The organism is Maribacter luteus (assembly GCF_009674825.1).
Lineage (GTDB): Bacteria > Bacteroidota > Bacteroidia > Flavobacteriales > Flavobacteriaceae > Maribacter_A > Maribacter_A luteus.
Genome location: NZ_WKJH01000001.1, coordinates 502,343 through 521,137 on the forward strand (window position 1 = coordinate 502,343; position 18,795 = coordinate 521,137).

Sequence of the window (18,795 nt, forward strand, 5' to 3'; positions counted from 1 at the left end):
TTTTATGCAACGTTTACTTGTACTTTTTACTTTTCTTGTTTGCTTTGGGGCCAATTCCCAAATAACGAAAGAAATCTTCGAATCCTTTAAACTTCAAGAAAGAAGGGATGTAAGTTATTATTTTCCAGAAGAATATAACAAAGACAAAAAGCACCCTCTTATTGTGGTCCTCGACGCTGATTACCTTTTTGAACAAGTGGTGGCGACCTCTAAATATTATAGCAGATTCCACGGTATGCCAGAATCTATTGTTGTAGGTATTCACCAAAGCAAGGAAAGTATTCGCTTAGACGATTGCGCCTTTGATAGGGAGACGGGTTTACCAGAAGAAAAAGGGAACAAATTTTTTGAATTCTTAGGAATGGAAATTATCCCATATCTAGATTTAAATTACAATACCGCACCCTTTAAAATGGTAGTAGGCTATGATATTACCGCCAATTTTGAAAACTATTGGTTATTTAAAGATAGGTCACTTTTCAATGCCTATATCAATATCTCGCCAACACTGGCCCCGGATATGGAAACCCATGTACCCTCAAGGCTTCAGGCTTTGGACCAACAGATATTTTATCAATTGATCCTAGAAGGTGAAAAGAGCAAGGATACGCCCAGGATTCTAGCCATGGATAAAGCAATAAAGGCTATTGAAAAAGAGACTTTGCACTATTATTTTGACCAATACCCCAGTGCCGATCACTTATCTGTTGTTACCTATGGCTTAGGTAAAGCGTTTGACAATATTTTTGGAATGTTCAAACCCATAAGTCCAAAGGAATACAAAACACAGATATTGACATCCGAAGAGCCGGTATTCAACTACTTGGAAAACAAATACACCAGTATAGAAAGTCTGTTCGGAATCAAAAAATCGGTTGACCTCAACGACGTCATGGCCATCTATGCCGGTTCAAGGAAAAAAGAGGATTTTGAATCCCTAAAACCTTTATCCGATTTATGTAAGGCGGAATTCCCTGACACTATGTTGGGCTTCTATTTTGAAGGCGAATATTATGAGCAATTGGGTGAACCCAAAAAAGCGTTACGAACCTTTGAAAAGGCATTTGGGATGGATGAAATCGATTTTCTTACCAAAGAAATGGCACTTGAAAAAATCGATGCTTTAAAAGCTGATTTCGGATATTGAAATATGGTGGTAAAACCAACAAAGACCTGAATTTTTTAAAACTTTACTTTATCTTTAGCCAGAACCAAAAACAAGGTAATGGCTAAAACCAAAACAGCTTTTTTTTGCCAAAACTGTGGCACCCAATACGCCAAATGGGTAGGGCAATGCACCGCCTGTAAGGAATGGAACACGGTTGTGGAAGAGGTAATCCAGAAAGAGGAGAAAAAAGGATGGAAAAACCCTACCAACACCACAAAAAAGACAGCAAGACCGCTACGTGTAAATGAAATAAGTGTAGACAAGGAACTACGGATAAATACATATGACCTAGAATTCAATCGGGTCTTAGGTGGGGGTATCGTTCCCGGTTCATTGGTGTTGTTGGGAGGGGAACCCGGCGTTGGTAAAAGTACCCTATTGCTCCAAATTGCCTTAAAACTCCCATATAAAACGTTGTATGTATCTGGGGAGGAAAGTCAAAAACAGATTAAAATGCGAGCGGATCGCATACTTCCCAATAGCGAAAATTGCTATATTCTAACGGAAACGAAAACACAGAATATCTTTCAACAAATCGGAGCCATGGAACCTGATATTGTGGTTATTGACTCTATACAAACCTTACATTCCGATTACATTGAATCCGCTGCCGGAAGCATTTCGCAAATTCGGGAATGTACCGCCGAACTTATCAAATTCGCAAAAGAAACCAATACACCGGTGATATTGATTGGCCACATTACAAAAGACGGCTCAATTGCCGGGCCAAAGATTCTAGAACACATGGTAGATACCGTGCTACAATTCGAAGGTGATCGTAATTATGTATATCGTATTCTGAGGGCCTTAAAAAACCGATTTGGTTCTACCGCGGAACTTGGCATTTACGAAATGCAGGGCAGTGGCTTACGGGAAGTAAACAACCCATCCGAAATATTGATATCAAAGAATGACGAGGGTCTTAGCGGTACTGCAATTGCCTCGACCGTTGAAGGTATGCGACCGTTGATGATAGAGATACAAGCCCTGGTGAGTACTGCAGTTTACGGCACACCCCAACGTTCTACTACGGGTTACAATGCCAAAAGATTGAATATGCTCTTGGCAGTCCTTGAAAAACGCGCAGGATTCAAACTCGGGGCGAAAGATGTATTTTTGAACATAACTGGCGGAATTTCCGTCGATGATCCCGCCATTGATTTAGCGGTTATCGCAGCTATACTTTCGAGCAACTCGGATATTCCCATAGAAAAGGGTGTATGCTTTGCTGCCGAAGTCGGTTTGGCCGGTGAAATAAGGCCCGTTCAACGTGTTGAACAACGAATTCTCGAAGCTGAAAAACTAGGTTTCAATACCATCTACGTTTCCAAAAAAAATAAAATCAGCCTAACGAATCCCAAAATCAATATAGAACTTGTAGCAAGGATAGAAGATGTTGTAAGCAGTTTGTTCGCCTAACGCTTATCACGCATTATCCTTGCAGATACGAGGATTATGATAATTACCAGGACAATCAGGACAAGTTGCCCAAAACCAATTTTTAAAAAATACATAGTACGCTTTTAGGGTGATGTGTTGGGAATTTCATTATGTATTGCATTGATTCCTTCTAAAATCCCATCACTGAGATTCAAATCTATACTTCCTATATTTTCCTTTAACTGTTCCATTGTGGTAGCACCTACGATGGTACTGGTCAGGAACGGTCTTGAATTTACGAATGCCAAGGCCATTTGCGCCAGTGAAAGTCCATGCTCCTTTGCAAGATCATAATATTTACGGGTTGCTTTCGAAGCATTTTCACTTCCATATCTATTAAAATTCGGAAACAAGGCCAATCTCGAATTATCAGGCATATTACCTCCCAAATATTTACCACTAAGAACGCCAAAGGCCATAGGGGAATAGGCCAGTAAACCGATTTGTTCGCGCATCGATATTTCACTAAGGCCCACTTCGAAAAGTCGGTTCAACAAGCTGTACGGATTTTGAATCGTAATCATTCTAGGGAGACTTTCATGTACTTTGCTTTCCTCTAAATACCGCATTGTACCCCATGGGGTTTCGTTTGATATGCCCACTTTTCGAATTTTACCCTCCTTGATCAGGTCGCGCAATGTTTCGAGCACCTGATGAAAATTATCTTTCCAATGATCGGAGATATCATGGCTATAGCCTCTTTTTCCAAAATAATTCGTTGTACGTTCGGGCCAGTGCAATTGATATAGGTCAATATAATCTGTTTGAAGACGTTCTAAACTACCTTCGACAGCATTTATTATAGATTCACGTGAAAAACCTGTTGTTCGTATAAATTTGGAGTAGTCACCGTTACCCGCAATTTTAGAGGCCAATATAATTTGATCCCGATTTTTGTTTTTTCTGAACCATGAACCTATGATTTTCTCTGTTTCACCCTGATAATCGGGGTGCGCAGGTACAGGATAAAGTTCGGCCGCATCAAAAAAATTAACCCCTTGATCAATGGCATAATCCATTTGTTCATGGCCTTCGGCCTCGGTATTTTGATTGCCCCAGGTCATGGTACCCAAACAAATTTTACTTACTTCAATATCAGTATGTGGTAATTTGGTGTAAATCATTAAAAACTATACGTATTATGTTCCTTATTAACTAAAAAATCCCTTACCAGGAGGTTCCTTGCTTATTCCAATTCTACCATAATGGGGCAATGATCGCTATGCTTGGCGTCGGATAATATTACCGAACGCTTAATCTTACTTTCAAGGGGATCGCTTACCATGCCGTAATCCAAACGCCATCCTTTGTTATTGTTCCGGGCATTTGCACGGTAGGTCCACCACGTATAGTTATGGGGCTCTTTGTTCAAATGCCTAAAACTATCTATAAAACCACTTTTCATAAAGTCCCCGATCCACTCCCTTTCAACAGGTAAAAAACCGGAAACATTTTTGTTGCGCACCGGGTCATGTATATCAATCGCTTGGTGGCAGATATTATAATCCCCAAGAATGATCAAATTGGGATATTCTTTTCTAAGATCGTCAACATATTTCTGGAATTCGGCCATATAATTCAACTTAAAATCCAACCGATCCATATTGGTTCCTGATGGCAAGTAAAGACTCATGATAGATACCCCATTAAAATCGGCACGCAAATTCCTTCCCTCAAAATCCATATAGTCGATTCCCGTGCCATAGACAACCTGCTCAGGTTTGTCCTTACTTAAAATGGCCACACCACTATACCCTTTTTTTTGGGCACTAAACCAATAATTATGTGAATATCCGGCCTCTTCGAACAAGGAAAGATCTAGTTGTTCTTTCATGGCTTTTATTTCCTGAAGGCATATAACATCAGGATCCGCAGCCTGTAACCAGTCTATGAAACCCTTTTTTATGGCGGCTCTAATTCCATTTACATTGTAGGATGCTATTTTCAACTTTTAAAATTTTAGTTAAAAATAAGGATTGTTTTTTGTTCGAAGGCCTACTCTACCACTTATCTATAATCTAGATACAACTGGCTTAAATTTAATACGAGGTAACATTTTCGCTTGTTTGGTACAGGATTTGATTTGATCATGGTAGACAAACATTTTACGAAATGAAAAACATATTTTTAATATTGGCATTGGTAAGTACAAGTATAGCCAGCGCCCAGGCCTATCCCAGATTCAATAATGCTAACGAAATAAAGTTCAATATCGGACTGTTTTTGGCCAATAGTACGGTTGAAGGTTCTTATGAACATTTCTTAAATGAGGATACGAGTATCGGGGGAACAATATATTTTGATGACAATGCAACCGATTATAACGGAAATTTCGGAATCGGTCCCAATTTAAGGGCTTATTTCGGCTATATGCCCAGAAGTGGTTTTTTCGCAGAAGCCTTTGGACTTTATTATACCGGTGAGGACGAAATTGCCGAAACCGAACTCGGAGTTCGTAATAACGATTATAGCACCACGGCACTAGGATTGGGTTTTGGTAACAAATGGGTAACCCAAAGTGAGAAGTTCAGTTTGGAAATAAACGCAGGTATAGGCAGAAATATAAATCCGGAGGACTTTCAGGACGATTTTATGTTTCGAGCAGGATTGTCGATAGGCATTAGGTTCTGATCGTTTATAATCCACCTAAAAAAACCATTTTCATTCTTCGTCCTCGAATATGGTATCCGCCATTCTTGTTTCTCCTTTGATATCAAATTTGGATATGGGTTTAGCATCGAAACGTAAGGTTTTTTCCCCAACATCGAAAACCGCATAATTTGCCTTTTTAACCGATTCATGAAAAGCCAAATCCAAACCAAACTCGTTGTTCTGTAATTGCAACAATTCTAAATTGGGTAAAGAAAGAATGGCATTGGGTACGGACCCACTCAACTGATTCTCAAAGAGGACCAAGCGATTTAAGCTCGTGAGATTTCCCAAACTTTCGGGAATCTTGCCTTTTATATTGTTGCTGCCTAATTCCAAACCTATCAGATTTGATAAACTACCGATAGTTTCCGGTATTTCCCCTTGTAACCCATTGCTAGACAAAACAAGGAATTTAAGATTGATCAAATTCCCCATACTAGAAGGTAAAACCCCTGATAGATCATTATCGAACAACTCTAAAATTTCCAATGATCGTAAATCCCCTATTTGTTCCGGAATAGGTCCCGACAGTTCATTTTTTCCCATTCGCAAGACCCTTAAATGTTTTAAAGATGTAATCCCATTGGGAATCTGACCCTTTAATTGGTTAAAAGCAACATTCAGGACCTGAAGGTTTTTAAGTTTTTGCATGGAATCGGGTAATTGACCCACCAGATTATTGTTGAATAAATTCAACCCAACAACATGATCATCTTTCACTTCAACACCATGCCATTTACTAACAGGTTTGTTCAGAGACCACGGAATTGTCCAATTTTCCCCATGAGTATTACGGTACAACTCCAAAAGCACTTCCTTTTCGCCTTGGGGCACTTTCGCATATGCAGAGAAAGAGATCAGTACAAAGACAAAAGGCCAAAATAATTTTTTTGCAATCATATGTTTTCTGCTATAGAACATTATAAATTTACCACTTTAGAACCCTAAAATAGGGATACTTGCCTTGAATAAACGCATTTTTAACGCATTTTGTTGTAAAAACCAATATAAATGTTGTAATAATACCTATACATATTGTAAGAATTTTATTTCTTTTTATGTTTTTAATGAATAAAATACAGATTTCATAAACGGAAAAATAAGTTAAAACATGGCTCATTTTATTCTTATTACTCCTTTTTGTTGGCTATCTTAGAGTTATGAGATTTTCACTTTTAACTTTGGTATTAATCAGTCTTCCCTTAACGACCCATGCTCAGGACACCATTGCGAAGAACAGTATTACCCAATTAAAAGAAGTAGTTTTGGTTGACTCTTTAAAAACCAAACAGGCAACGGGTATTATACCCTCGCGAATTATCGGAACCAAGGTTTTCCAAAATTACAGTCCAGTGGAAATGGTTGTATCACTGAACCAAATTTCCGGGGTTTATGTACTTTCCGGAGCCTTGAATACCAATCGTATAACCATTCGGGGTGTTGGGGCCAGAACTCCTTATGGCACGGACAAGATCAAACTGTATTATGACGGAATCCCCGTAACGAACGGTACCGGTTTTTCCTCTATCGAGGCCTATGACCTTGAAAACATGAATTCGATTGAAGTCATTAAAGGTCCCAAAAGTTCCGCTTTTGGCGCCAATTTAGGTGGGGCGATTATATTAAATCCCAAAGAAGCCCTACAGCAGTCAACGACCTTTAGAAACAATTTCACCGTAGGTTCATATGGGTTGATCAAAAATAATCTAGGTTTTACGCATGCGGATAATAAATTGGCCATGGAGCTACGTTATGGCCATATGTCGTTCGAAGGCTATCGAGAAAACAGTCACTTTGAACGTGATGGAATCTTATTGAACACTTCTTATAAAATTACTTCAAAAGATAAGATTTCATTATTGATAAACCATATAGATTATACCGCTCATATTGCAAGCTCTATCAGCCTAGCCGATTTTGAAGAAGATCCTACCCAAGCAGCATTTAGCTGGAAGGCGGCAAAAGGGTACGAAGCCAACGACTATACGCTGGCCGCCCTCTCATATTCCCATGATTTCACTTCCAAACTATCGAATACTACCAGTTTGTTTTATTCCTATTTGGACCATTATGAACCCCGTCCTTTTAATATTTTGGACGAATACACCAATGGCTATGGTTTAAGATCCCGTTTTTTAGGCGAATTCAAAATGGATGAACACACCGCCGAATACACTATTGGCACCGAATTATACAAGGATGAGTATCGTTGGGGCACCTATGAAAACCTTTATGAAAATAATATGGGGAATGGCAGTTTACAAGGTGATGCCTTAAGCGATAATAAGGAATTTAGGACCCAATTAAATGTCTTTGGTACCCTGACCATACCATTTGCCAATTATTTTTGGGGACAACTGGGATTGAACATCAACAAAACCAAGTACGATTTTAGGGATATGTTTTACACCGGTCTAGAGAATACCAGTGGAAAACGTTCTTTTGATATTATTGTTTCCCCAAGCCTTGACTTAAAATATATCTTTTACCCTAGGCAAGAGATTTATCTGAACATCAGTCGGGGATTCTCTAACCCAAGTCTGGAGGAAACTTTGACTCCTGACGGAGTAATAAATCCGGATATAGACCAAGAAACCGGTACCAATTATGAACTTGGCAGCGAATTATTCTTGGATAACAACAATCTTAAAATCAATGTGGCCCTTTACCGTATGTCCATTAAAAATCTATTGGTGGCCCAACGCATTGGAGAAGATGAATACATTGGGAAAAATGCCGGAAAAACCGAACACCAAGGCGTCGAATTGGATATGGAATATAATTTAAAACCCACCTCGAAATTTCAGTTCACCCCTTTTATAAGTTACTCGTACAGTAACCACAGGTTTGTTGATTTTATTGATGGGGACAATGATTTTTCAGGAAATCCCTTGACCGGTGTCCCCAAACATCGTTTTAACAACGGTATTCAAATGCATTGGAAAAATGGTATATATTGTAATTTGACACACCAATACGTTAGCGGTATACCATTGACGGACTTAAATACATTATATAGCGATTCCTATAATCTGTTCCATGCACGTTTGGGCTATAAAAAAGAAGTCGGTCAGAATTTGACGATAGGATTAGATTTGGGGATCGATAATATGACCGATACCAAGTATGCCCGCTCGGTATTGATTAATGCTATTGGCTTTGGAGATAACGCCCCCCGTTACTATTATCCTGGAAACGACCGGAATTACTACGGAAGCCTTCTGTTGAATTATAAACTATAATACACCTTTTCATGCGGTGTGCATTAACTTAGTACTAAATATAGATTCGTTAAAACCCAATCCAATGACCTCGAAAATCATTCAAAGACCTTATTGGGTCCTTTTTTGGTTATTGATATCAATAACTGCATGCAAGACCCAAAACCCTAATGTAGACTCAACCCTGGACAAGGGTATAGGTCCGGTTCAAGGAATCAAATATAGTGGTGGGTCTAGTGGTATGGAACAAATTGCGGACCACTCTTATCTAGTGGTATACGATTCAAAAAGGGATACAAAAAAGGTTCGTTTAGGTTTGATCAAAGTAACCGATAAATCAATATCGGTTTCTCCGATACAAATTCACCAATGGGACAAAGAAGGAATTTCAAATGATCTGGAAAGCATATGCGCCGTTCCAGGTAAGGACAATGAATTTTTACTTGCGGAATCAGGAAACTGGGAAGGTCGGTTAGGACGGATTTTCCATATTAAAGTGGATACTTTGAATTTGAACGCTACCGTTTTGGGTAGTGTAAAGATTCCTATGCTATATAGAAACGACATGAACTCGGTGGGTGACCAATATGAAGCCATTATGGCCTTGCCTTATGACCATCAACATCGAATTATAATACTTGGGGAACGAGGAGGTTCAAAAAACAACCCTCACGGGGTGGTTCGATGGGGCCTTCTGGATATTGACGACCATACATTCCAAATGAGCAAGGAAGGAAAAGCAGGAATCGGTGTTAACGTTCATGGTCAATGGGCGCATAAGAAAACAAAACGGGACATTACCGATTTTCATGTAGACCCTGAAGGCGGCATTTGGGCCGCCGCATCGGAAGACCCGGGAGACACGGGGCCTTTTTATTCCGTCATATACAAGTTGGGACAAGTAAACTTATCGAATAAAGAGCGACCATTTACGATTTTCAGCTCCATAGACATTTTCAAAAACGTCAACGGATTTAAAATAGAAGCTCTTTCAGGGCCTTGCAAGGGAATAATGGGCTCCCATTCTTTTGGAACCGAGGATGAAATATACGGAGGGGTTTGGCGGCCCATAAACATTGAATAAACCACCGAAAACCCTTCGAAGAAATTTTATATTCCCACAAAAAGGAATAATAAAGACCCAATCAAATATGGCGTATTTGATAGAAGGCCTACTCCATTCGCTGCAACCAAGTACGCATATCGACCTCTTTGTGTATAATGGCCTTAAGTTCTGAAATAGCAACACGTTGCTGCTCCATGGTATCACGATGACGAATCGTCACGGTTTGATCTTCAAGGGACTGATGGTCAACGGTAATACAAAAAGGGGTGCCTGCGGCATCTTGTCTCCTGTAACGACGGCCAACAGCATCTTTTTCATCATAGGTAACGTTGAAATCCCATTTAAGGTCCTCAATGATCTTGTGGGCAATATCCGGGAGACCGTCTTTCTTAACCAACGGCAGAACAGCGGCTTTTGTAGGTGCCAGTACAGCAGGCAGTTTCAATACGGTCCTTGTTGTATTGTTGTCCAACTCTTCCTCTTGCAATGAATGGGAAAAGACAGCCAAGAACATACGGTCCAAACCTATGGATGTTTCAACAACGTAAGGCACATAGTTCTCCTTAAGTTCCGGATCGAAATATTGTAATTTTTTACCTGAAAATTTCTCGTGTTGACTTAGATCGAAATCGGTCCTGGAATGTATTCCTTCCAATTCTTTGAATCCGAAGGGGAACCTAAATTCTATATCTGCCGCGGCATCGGCATAATGGGCCAATTTTTCATGGTCGTGAAAACGGTAATTATCTTCCCCCATACCTAATGACAAATGCCATTTTAAACGATTTTCCTTCCACTTTTCGTACCATTCTTTCTGAGAGCCGGGACGAATGAAGAATTGCATTTCCATTTGTTCAAATTCGCGCATCCTGAAGATGAACTGCCTGGCAACGATCTCATTTCTAAAGGCTTTTCCGGTCTGTGCTATCCCAAAAGGAATTTTCATTCGGCCGGTTTTCTGTACGTTCAAGAAATTGACGAAAATCCCTTGAGCTGTTTCCGGTCTTAAGTAAAGGTCCATCGCACTTTCTGCTGAAGCACCTAATTTAGTGCCGAACATTAGATTGAATTGTTTAACATCGGTCCAGTTCTTGGAACCGGACATTGGGCAAGCTATATCCAACTCCTCGATAAGACTTTTTACATCGGCAAGGTCCTCGTTTTCCAACGACCTACCCATTCTCTTTAAAATGCTGTCCGCTTTCTCCTGATACTCCACTACCCGTTGGTTGGTGGCAAGAAATTCTTTCTTATCAAATGCATCACCAAATCTTTTAGCTGCTTTGGCAACTTCTTTTTCGATCTTGGCTTCGATCTTGGCCACATGATCCTCGATCAATACATCTGCACGGTATCTTTTTTTGGAATCCTTATTATCTATCAAAGGGTCATTAAAGGCATCAACATGGCCAGAGGCCTTCCAGGTAGTAGGATGCATAAATATAGCGGCATCTATCCCAACAATGTCCTCATTGAGATGCACCATGGCTTTCCACCAATATTCCCTTATGTTCTTTTTGAGTTCGGAGCCGTTTTGCGCATAGTCATAAACAGCACTTAAACCATCATATATTTCACTGGATTGGAATACATAACCATATTCCTTTGCGTGTGAAATTACCTTTTTAAAATCGTCTTCTTGTTTTGCCATTTGGCAAAAATAGAATATTCCCCTAAAAGCATAATGCTATTTTAACTGAAATTCTGCAGAGTCTAACAATCTTTCGTCTTCAAAGATATTGAGGATATAGTTTCCAGGGCTCAATGAACCTTCTGGTAATGTAATAAAATCGCACACCTGGGTCTCTTCACCCATAAAGATTAGCTCTACCCGTTTACTATACACGTTACCGTTTACCGTAATGGTATTCGCATTATCCTCGATTACACCCATATTTGGGCCCAAGAACTGAAAGTACAACACCTTTTCCTGTTGTATCATCGTTGGATCGGCCATAATGGTTACGCAACCGCGTAATTTCTCTATGGTAGAGGCTTTGTTGGTCCTAAGTGGCTTACCTCCCCTCAATCTAAAACTAGAACCTTCGGCTCCTTGAAGTTTAAGGTAGCTTTTGGTTTTAAGCTCTTTGTTCAGCTCCAATATTTTTTGTCGCTGAAGGGCTTCTGCCTTTGCGATTGAACTACTTGCTTTTCTTAAAGCTTCCAACTGGGTCTGCGACTCTTCGACTTTGTTGGTAAGAAGCATATTATTATAACGCAAAAAGTTGTTCTTGAGTTTAAGGCTGTCGTTCTTAGCCTCCAACCTACGTAACTCAGATTTAAACTCCCGCAGTTTGTCTATGGTGAAAGTGAGCCTTCCAACAGAATCCAAAAGCTGCTGCACCTCATATCGTGCACCTTGGATCTCTATCTCGTTCACTTCATTCAGTGCGGTAAGTCTATCAACATCGGCTTTCATTAAAGTCAAATCCTTTACCAGGATTTCTTTTTCCTTTTCCAAAAAACTGATTTCGTTTTCAGATTGGGCATAACTATAATAAAAAGCAATAAGGATACCTATGATCACAGCAACCAAAGCAGCAAGAATAATCTTGTAATTGAATTTATTATCTTGTCCGTCCATTAATGTAAAGTCGGCTTTAAGTAGGTTATTAACTTGAGAATTGTGTGTTCTAAGCTTTCAAAGATACTAAATGACATCAACTCAATCCTTCTACCTAACGTGTGTTTTGGATGTAATGCACGTTTATTCAGAGGAGAGAACCATTTGTGTACCGTTTGTCGAAATCAATTGCCACTCACCGATTATAGCTTTAACGTAGAAAATGCGGTTGACCGTATTTTTTATGGTAGAATTAACATTAAAAAGGCAAATTCTTTCCTTTTTTACATCGAAAAGGGAATCGTAAAAAACTTGATTCACCATTTAAAATACAAAAACCAAGAACAGATCGGGACATTTTTAGGCGATTGGCATGGCCAAATTATAGCTGAAAACGATTTTTTGGAATGCATTGATTATGTAGTTCCCGTACCCCTACATAAAAAGAAGTTGAAAAAACGGGGGTATAATCAGGTTTCGGCTTTTGGAAAGCGCTTGGCCCATCATTTGAATGCCTCTTTTTTAGAAGATGCCCTGATCAAGACCTCGGATACCAAAACACAGACAAAGAAAAGTAGAATAGCACGTTGGCAAAACAATAAGGCCTTATATGTAACCAACAAACCTGAACTTCTAGAAAATAAGAAAATCCTCTTGGTAGATGATGTTATTACAACAGGTGCCACAATGGAAATTTGTGCCAGCACACTTAAAGAAATTCCAGGCATCACCATTTATATTACCAGCATGGCCGTAGTACCCCTAACATAATCTATATTTTAGAAGGATAATGTGTAAGGTATGTTAATTCTTCAAGGCATTTTCCAAATTATGTGTTACTTTGCCCCATAGATATCAAATTAGATGTTCAAACGACTTTTCGCATACATTTTTCTCTTTTTTATTGCCGCTGCCCTAGTGCAATGTGCTAAACGTGGAAGGCCGACAGGAGGCCCAAAAGATGTTGATCCCCCGGTTTTACTGAAAGCTGAACCAGAAAATATGACCACTGGGTTCAAGGCCACCAAAATAAGACTGTATTTTGATGAATTGGTTAAGTTGGAAGACGTACAGGAACAACTCATCGTATCCCCACCACTTAAATACACCCCTATCATTACACCTCAGGGAGGTGCCAACAAATTCGTTGAGATAACCATTAAGGATACCCTTCAAGAAAATACGACCTATACCATGAACTTTGGACAGAGCATCGTAGACAACAATGAAGGTAACCCCAATAGCTTTTTAACCTATGTTTTTTCTACGGGAAGCTATATTGATTCACTTGAGTTAAAAGGAGCCATCAAAGATGCATTTAATCGCAAAGCCGATGACTTCGTCAGTGTTATGCTCTATGAAATAGATACAGCCTATACGGATTCTACCATTTACCATAAACCACCCAACTATATAACCAATACCTTGGATAGTGCGGTCATTTTCACTTTAAGAAACCTAAAGGCCGGAAAATATGCATTGTTCGCCTTAAAGGATGAGAACAAAAACTATATGTTCGACCAAAATCTGGATAAAATTGGCTTTCTCACTGATACACTTTCCATACCTACGGATTCTACTTACCTCTTGACACTTTTCAAAGAAACCCCAGATTATAAATTATCCGTACCGAGCCTTGCTGCAAGCAATAAAATCATTTTCGGTTATTATGGTAATGGAGAAGATATTGATATATCACTATTAAGCGAAATACCTGATACGGTCAAAACCGCAATATTAAAAGAAAGGGACAAGGATACATTAAATTATTGGTTCACCCCTTTTGAAATGGACTCCCTCATTTTCACGATAAAAAACGAAACCTTGAAAAACATAGACACCTTTACGGTTAAAAAGCGTAAGGTAGAATTCGATTCTATGAAAATACAGGCTAGTCAGAGCGGAACTTTGGATTTCATTAACCCCATGTGCATTGAGACCAATACCCCTTTAGTAGCCCTTGACACCTCTAAAATCGGCTTTATCAACAAAGATTCGCTTAATGTCGTTTTTACGGCTACTTTGGACAGTACGGAAAACAAAGTTGATTTTGATTTTAAAAAAGAAGCAGAAGAAAACTATGTACTACAACTGTTTCCGGGGGCCATTACAGATTTCTTCGGAACTCAAAACGATACCCTGAACATACGGTTGTCAACGAAAAGCTATGCCGATTTCGGCAACTTGAGCATGACAATTGTAGCTCAACCCGAAGATTACCCAATGGTTGTTCAATTAACCACCGAAAAAGGGGATGTAAAACGCGAATTGTATGCCGAAGAACCTAAAGTATTCGAATTCAATCATCTAGAACCATCCAAATACCTGGTTCGTGTGATTTTTGATACCAATGGAAATCAAAAGTGGGATACAGGAAATTATCTAAAAAACATTCAACCTGAAAAAGTCTCTTATTACCCAGATGTTATCGAAGTAAGGGCAAATTGGGAATTGGAACAGACCTTTACGATTTCAAAGTAAACCCGTCACGATCTTGTAAAAACTTTAGTTTACCCCTTGTTTTGGAAACATGGTTTTTGTTCAATGTGGCATAGAGAATAGTTTCGGTTTCTGCGAACACGATTTGCTCCCCTAGGCAATCATAAACGGCCGAATGTCCTGAATATTCGTATCCGGCATTATCAAAACCACAACGGTTTACACCAACACAATAAGACATGTTTTCTATGGCCCGGGCCTTCAATAAGGTGTCCCAAGCCAAAATTCTAGGCTTAGGCCAATTGGCTACATATACCAAAACATCATAATCATCATTGTTTCTGGCCCAAACCGGAAAACGTAGATCATAGCAGATCAATGGATAAACCCTAAAACCCTTATAACCCATAATCAAGCGTTCAGTACCGGATGTATAGACCTTGTCTTCACCTGCCAAGGTAAAGGTATGGCGTTTATCGTACTGCGAAACCGTACCATTTGCTTCCACAAAAAACAACCGATTATAAAAATCCCCATTATCATAAAAAGGAATACTCCCCATTATGGCGGTATCATATGTTTTGGCTTCCTTTAGCATCCAATCGATGGTCTTTTGACCTTCTTCCCTATCTACATTATCGGGAGTCATAGTAAACCCGGTAATAAACATTTCGGGCAGTATTACCAGATCGGTATTCTGAGGTAGTTCTTTGAATTTCTTCGAAAATTTTGCCCTGTTTTCTTTTGGTGACTCCCAAATCAGAGGAGTTTGGACCAGGGCTATATTCAATTCAACATTATCCATATATCAATCAAAATAAACGTTCACCCCATTATTTTTCACCATGGTGTACAATTGTTTTACTTGGGATTCAAGAATACGGTCTTTTGATAATTCAGGTAACTCGTTAATATTGAAAAATGCAGCACCGTCCATATCAAAACCAGGCCGTAAATCCCCTTGTTCAACATTACATAAAAAAATCAATTTATAAATATAAAAGGGTTGCGGGGGATGCGGATGCATTCGCTTATCATAAACTGCCAATAAACGATTCACCGAACATTGAAGGCCGGTTTCTTCTTCTATTTCCTTAACGACCACTTCGGAAGGAGTATATCCTATATCTGCCCAACCACCGGGAATCGTCCATTTACCATCAATTTTTTCTTTGGCCATTAAGATTTCACCCACATTATTCAGGACAAACCCACGAACATCTACCTTTACGGTTGGATAATCTTTTTCGGGTATAAAAAAATCAGAGAGAACCCTTAGGGGCTTTTGCGACATATGGCTTAACAACTCTAGACTTATTTTACGAAGCTCTTCGTAACGCTCCTTATTGTATTCATCTTCGGCATAAACCAGCCCGGTATCTGCCAATGCCTTTATACGTTTTACCAACTCAAGATTTTGGTCCTCTTTCATAGACCAATATTACTCATTTTCCAGCAATTCGATAAGTATGGGGTTTTCACCGATTTTTGCATGGTCCAAGGCTGTAAAGCCACGGGCATCCTTTTTACTAACATCTGCCTTATTGGCCAATAATACTTTGACGACTTCTTCCTTATTGGCCGAAACGGCATAAATCAACGATGTTGCACCTGTGGCATTCTGTGAATTCACATCGGCACCTTGTGTTATGAGTTCTTTGACTATTTCAGTATGCCCTTTAAAAGAAACACCTAATAGAGCTGTATTACCCGACCCATCCTTAGCTTCTACATCAGCTCCGTTTTCAAGTAAAAAACGTGAAATTTGTGCATGGCCATAGTAGGTCGCCAATATTAAAGGCGTTGAGCCCCTTTCATCTTTGGCATTCAGTAACCTAGGATTTGATGAATATATCCCAACAACCTGTTCTAAATTTCCATTCCTGATTTCATTGAAAAAATCCCGTATTGTGTATTCCATAAGAATAAATATAAAAAAACTATCACACCAATATATGACCGATGTGATAGTTTTAGGTATTGATAATCCGGCTAAAAAAATTACCGAACGTTTTTAGAACTCATATTATTCTAGATCGAACCGATCTAGGTTCATGACCTTAACCCAGGCAGCAACGAAATCTTTCAAGAACTTTTCTTTACTATCATCTTGCGCATATACCTCTGAATAGGCACGTAGAACGGAATTGGAACCGAAAACAAGATCCATTCGGGTCGCGGTCCATTTTAAATCCCCGGTTTTTCTATCCCTTATCTCGTAAAGCGATTTACTAGCCGGTTTCCAAACATTGCCCATGTCTGTAAGGTTCACGAAAAAATCATTGGTCAAGGCACCTTCATTATCTGTAAATACCCCATGCTTGGTACCCCCATAATTGGTTCCCATAACACGCATTCCACCAACCAAAACGGTCATTTCCGGTGCTGTAAGTCCCATTAATTGCGTACGATCCAACATCATTTCTTCAGGACTTACCACATAATCCTTTTTCATCCAATTGCGGTAACCATCTGATAAAGGCTCTAACGGGGCAAAAGAATCGGCGTCTGTCATTTCATCTGTTGCATCTCCACGGCCCGCCGAAAAAGGTACGGTTATATTGAAACCAGCCTCCTTGGCAGCTCGTTCTACCCCAATATTGCCTGCTAATACAATGGTATCGGCTACACTAATACCGAATTCTGCAGCAATTGGTTCAAGAACGGACAATACACGTGCCAAGCGTTTCGGTTCATTACCTTCCCAATCTTTTTGAGGGGCCAATCTTATTCTAGCCCCGTTGGCTCCACCACGCATATCCGAACCACGGAAGGTTCTTGCACTGTCCCAAGCAGTAGAAACCATATCAGGAATAGATAAGCCTGTTGCTCCGATTTTAGCCTTTACGGCCTCCACATCGTAATCTGTTTTCCCTACAGGAACCGGATCTTGCCAGATTAAATCTTCTTGCGGCGCATCTGGGCCAAAATAACGTGATTTTGGTCCCATATCCCTATGTGTAAGTTTAAACCAAGCCCGAGCAAAAGTATCTGAGAAATATTCTTGGTCAGCCATGAATTTTTTAGAAATTTCCTTGTATATAGGGTCCATTTTCATGGCCATATCCGCATCTGTCATCATAGGGTTATGGCGAATGGATGGATCTTCGACATCTACAGGCCTGTCCTCTTCCTTAATAGTTACGGGTTCCCATTGCCATGCCCCTGCCGGACTTTTACGCAGTTCCCATTCATGTTTAAAAAGCATTTCAAAGAACCCTCCGTCCCATTTGGTCGGATGGGTGGTCCAAGCACCTTCCAGACCAGAAGTCACGGTATATCGCCCTACGCCCGTTTTATGTGGGTTGGCCCATCCCATTCCTTGGGCTTCGACCGGAGCCGATTCTGGATCTGGACCCAAAATACTTGCATCACCATTACCATGGGTTTTTCCAACGGTATGCCCTCCTGCTGTCAATGCAACGGTTTCTTCATCGTTCATGGCCATACGTGCAAAAGTCTCACGTACTTGAGCAGCGGTTTTTAATGGATCTGGCTTTCCGTTTACTCCCTCTGGGTTAACATAAATCAATCCCATTTGTACGGCAGCCAATGGATTTTCCATAGATTCAGGATTATCCACATCGTCATAACGCTCATCACTTGGTGCCAACCATTCTTTTTCAGCCCCCCAATACACATCTTTCTCCGGGTGCCAAATATCTTCCCGGCCAAACGCAAAACCATAGGTTTTAAGTCCCATACTTTCATAAGCAATGGTGCCTGCCAGTATAATCAAATCTGCCCAGCTAACCTTGTTACCATACTTCTTTTTAATAGGCCATAATAACCTTCTGGCCTTATCCAGACTAACATTGTCCGGCCAAGAATTCAAGGGAGCAAAACGCTGGTTCCCTGTTCCACCACCACCACGACCATCCGCAATTCTATATGAACCGGCAGCATGCCAAGCCATACGGATCATTAGGCCACCATAATGTCCCCAATCTGCCGGCCACCAGTCTTGGCTATCGGTCATTAGCTTATGTAAATCTTTCTTTAACTCCTCTACATTCAACTTCTTCAACTCCTCGTGATAATCAAAATCCTCACCTAAAGGATTTGTTTTGGTATCGTGCTGGTGCAAAATATCCAAATTGAGAGCGTTCGGCCACCAATCCATCACCGACGTACCGCTCGCTGTGATACCGCCATGATGAAACGGGCATTTACCTCCACTGTTCACTTCTGAAAGTGTACTGTCATTACTGTTTTTTGGATCCATTACTAATCTTTTTTAATTTTA

General features: G+C 40.0%; 16 protein-coding genes. 7 read left to right on the forward strand and 9 right to left on the reverse strand.

Annotation, left to right across the window (positions count from 1 at the left end; translation table 11 throughout):
- The first annotated feature begins 4 nt into the window (after positions 1–4).
- Both GJ691_RS02075 and radA read left to right on the forward strand, forming a co-directional pair.
- Positions 5–1,147 (forward strand): alpha/beta hydrolase, encoded by a 1,143-nt coding sequence (locus tag GJ691_RS02075; RefSeq protein WP_154363251.1) that lies wholly within the window; start codon positions 5–7, stop codon positions 1,145–1,147.
- Between the two features lie 78 nt (positions 1,148–1,225).
- On the forward strand, positions 1,226–2,587 hold the full coding sequence (gene radA, locus GJ691_RS02080; protein ID WP_154363252.1) for a DNA repair protein RadA: 1,362 nt from the start codon (positions 1,226–1,228) through the stop codon (positions 2,585–2,587).
- Between the two features lie 104 nt (positions 2,588–2,691).
- Here the strand turns inward: radA and GJ691_RS02085 are convergent, their stop codons facing one another.
- Both GJ691_RS02085 and GJ691_RS02090 read right to left on the reverse strand, forming a co-directional pair.
- The gene (locus tag GJ691_RS02085) at positions 2,692–3,732 is read right to left on the reverse strand and encodes an NADP(H)-dependent aldo-keto reductase (protein ID WP_154363254.1); all 1,041 of its coding nucleotides are present in this window, start codon (positions 3,730–3,732) and stop codon (positions 2,692–2,694) included.
- 62 nt (positions 3,733–3,794) lie between these two features.
- Positions 3,795–4,556, reverse strand: a complete 762-nt coding sequence (locus tag GJ691_RS02090; protein WP_154363256.1) for an exodeoxyribonuclease III — start codon at positions 4,554–4,556, stop codon at positions 3,795–3,797.
- Between the two features lie 164 nt (positions 4,557–4,720).
- Here GJ691_RS02090 and GJ691_RS02095 point away from each other — a divergent pair, with 164 nt between their 5' ends.
- Complete coding sequence (locus GJ691_RS02095) at positions 4,721–5,239, forward strand: hypothetical protein (RefSeq protein WP_154363257.1); 519 nt, start codon at positions 4,721–4,723, stop codon at positions 5,237–5,239.
- A gap of 30 nt (positions 5,240–5,269) precedes the next feature.
- Here GJ691_RS02095 and GJ691_RS02100 read toward each other — a convergent pair whose 3' ends face one another.
- Positions 5,270–6,160 (reverse strand): hypothetical protein, encoded by an 891-nt coding sequence (locus GJ691_RS02100; RefSeq protein WP_179955002.1) that lies wholly within the window; start codon positions 6,158–6,160, stop codon positions 5,270–5,272.
- Between the two features lie 260 nt (positions 6,161–6,420).
- Between GJ691_RS02100 and GJ691_RS02105 the strand changes: the two genes are divergently transcribed.
- Entirely contained in the window at positions 6,421–8,502 is a 2,082-nt protein-coding gene (locus tag GJ691_RS02105; RefSeq protein ID WP_154363261.1) for a TonB-dependent receptor family protein, read from the forward strand.
- A gap of 64 nt (positions 8,503–8,566) precedes the next feature.
- Positions 8,567–9,565 (forward strand): hypothetical protein, encoded by a 999-nt coding sequence (locus tag GJ691_RS02110; RefSeq protein ID WP_154363263.1) that lies wholly within the window; start codon positions 8,567–8,569, stop codon positions 9,563–9,565.
- Between the two features lie 88 nt (positions 9,566–9,653).
- Here the strand turns inward: GJ691_RS02110 and GJ691_RS02115 are convergent, their stop codons facing one another.
- The gene (locus tag GJ691_RS02115; protein ID WP_154363265.1) at positions 9,654–11,198 is read right to left on the reverse strand and encodes a glycine--tRNA ligase; all 1,545 of its coding nucleotides are present in this window, start codon (positions 11,196–11,198) and stop codon (positions 9,654–9,656) included.
- Between the two features lie 36 nt (positions 11,199–11,234).
- Entirely contained in the window at positions 11,235–12,131 is an 897-nt protein-coding gene (locus GJ691_RS02120) for a hypothetical protein (protein ID WP_154363267.1), read from the reverse strand.
- A gap of 168 nt (positions 12,132–12,299) precedes the next feature.
- On the opposite strand from GJ691_RS02120, the gene GJ691_RS02125 reads away from it, so the two are divergent.
- Complete coding sequence (locus GJ691_RS02125) at positions 12,300–12,881, forward strand: ComF family protein (protein ID WP_154363269.1); 582 nt, start codon at positions 12,300–12,302, stop codon at positions 12,879–12,881.
- Between the two features lie 93 nt (positions 12,882–12,974).
- Complete coding sequence (locus GJ691_RS02130; RefSeq protein WP_154363271.1) at positions 12,975–14,591, forward strand: Ig-like domain-containing protein; 1,617 nt, start codon at positions 12,975–12,977, stop codon at positions 14,589–14,591.
- Here GJ691_RS02130 and GJ691_RS02135 read toward each other — a convergent pair.
- The 4 genes from GJ691_RS02135 to katG form a co-directional block, all read right to left on the reverse strand.
- Positions 14,575–15,354 carry a nitrilase family protein gene (locus tag GJ691_RS02135; protein ID WP_154363273.1) on the reverse strand — a complete coding sequence of 260 codons (780 nt, stop codon included), beginning with the start codon at positions 15,352–15,354 and terminating at the stop codon, positions 14,575–14,577. The two genes, GJ691_RS02130 and GJ691_RS02135, sit on opposite strands and share 17 nt — an antisense overlap.
- 3 nt (positions 15,355–15,357) lie before the next feature.
- Complete coding sequence (locus GJ691_RS02140; protein ID WP_154363275.1) at positions 15,358–15,981, reverse strand: NUDIX hydrolase; 624 nt, start codon at positions 15,979–15,981, stop codon at positions 15,358–15,360.
- 9 nt (positions 15,982–15,990) lie between these two features.
- Complete coding sequence (locus GJ691_RS02145) at positions 15,991–16,470, reverse strand: ankyrin repeat domain-containing protein (RefSeq protein ID WP_154363277.1); 480 nt, start codon at positions 16,468–16,470, stop codon at positions 15,991–15,993.
- Positions 16,471–16,575: 105 nt separating this feature from the next.
- Positions 16,576–18,774, reverse strand: coding sequence for a catalase/peroxidase HPI (gene katG, locus GJ691_RS02150; protein ID WP_154363279.1), 2,199 nt, complete (start codon positions 18,772–18,774; stop codon positions 16,576–16,578).
- Positions 18,775–18,795: the final 21 nt, after the last annotated feature.

What these genes read in the sequence shown, in the direction of transcription:
- GJ691_RS02075 (WP_154363251.1), top strand. Translation starts at nt 5, where the DNA reads ATGCAACGTTTACTTGTACTTTTTACTTTTCTTGTTTGCTTTGGGGCC.
- radA (WP_154363252.1), top strand. Translation starts at nt 1,226, where the DNA reads ATGGCTAAAACCAAAACAGCTTTTTTTTGCCAAAACTGTGGCACCCAA.
- GJ691_RS02085 (WP_154363254.1), bottom strand. Translation starts at nt 3,732, where the DNA reads ATGATTTACACCAAATTACCACATACTGATATTGAAGTAAGTAAAATT.
- GJ691_RS02095 (WP_154363257.1), top strand. Translation starts at nt 4,721, where the DNA reads ATGAAAAACATATTTTTAATATTGGCATTGGTAAGTACAAGTATAGCC.
- GJ691_RS02100 (WP_179955002.1), bottom strand. Translation starts at nt 6,160, where the DNA reads ATGATTGCAAAAAAATTATTTTGGCCTTTTGTCTTTGTACTGATCTCT.
- GJ691_RS02105 (WP_154363261.1), top strand. Translation starts at nt 6,421, where the DNA reads ATGAGATTTTCACTTTTAACTTTGGTATTAATCAGTCTTCCCTTAACG.
- GJ691_RS02110 (WP_154363263.1), top strand. Translation starts at nt 8,567, where the DNA reads ATGACCTCGAAAATCATTCAAAGACCTTATTGGGTCCTTTTTTGGTTA.
- GJ691_RS02115 (WP_154363265.1), bottom strand. Translation starts at nt 11,198, where the DNA reads ATGGCAAAACAAGAAGACGATTTTAAAAAGGTAATTTCACACGCAAAG.
- GJ691_RS02120 (WP_154363267.1), bottom strand. Translation starts at nt 12,131, where the DNA reads ATGGACGGACAAGATAATAAATTCAATTACAAGATTATTCTTGCTGCT.
- GJ691_RS02130 (WP_154363271.1), top strand. Translation starts at nt 12,975, where the DNA reads ATGTTCAAACGACTTTTCGCATACATTTTTCTCTTTTTTATTGCCGCT.
- GJ691_RS02135 (WP_154363273.1), bottom strand. Translation starts at nt 15,354, where the DNA reads ATGGATAATGTTGAATTGAATATAGCCCTGGTCCAAACTCCTCTGATT.
- GJ691_RS02140 (WP_154363275.1), bottom strand. Translation starts at nt 15,981, where the DNA reads ATGAAAGAGGACCAAAATCTTGAGTTGGTAAAACGTATAAAGGCATTG.
- GJ691_RS02145 (WP_154363277.1), bottom strand. Translation starts at nt 16,470, where the DNA reads ATGGAATACACAATACGGGATTTTTTCAATGAAATCAGGAATGGAAAT.
- katG (WP_154363279.1), bottom strand. Translation starts at nt 18,774, where the DNA reads ATGGATCCAAAAAACAGTAATGACAGTACACTTTCAGAAGTGAACAGT.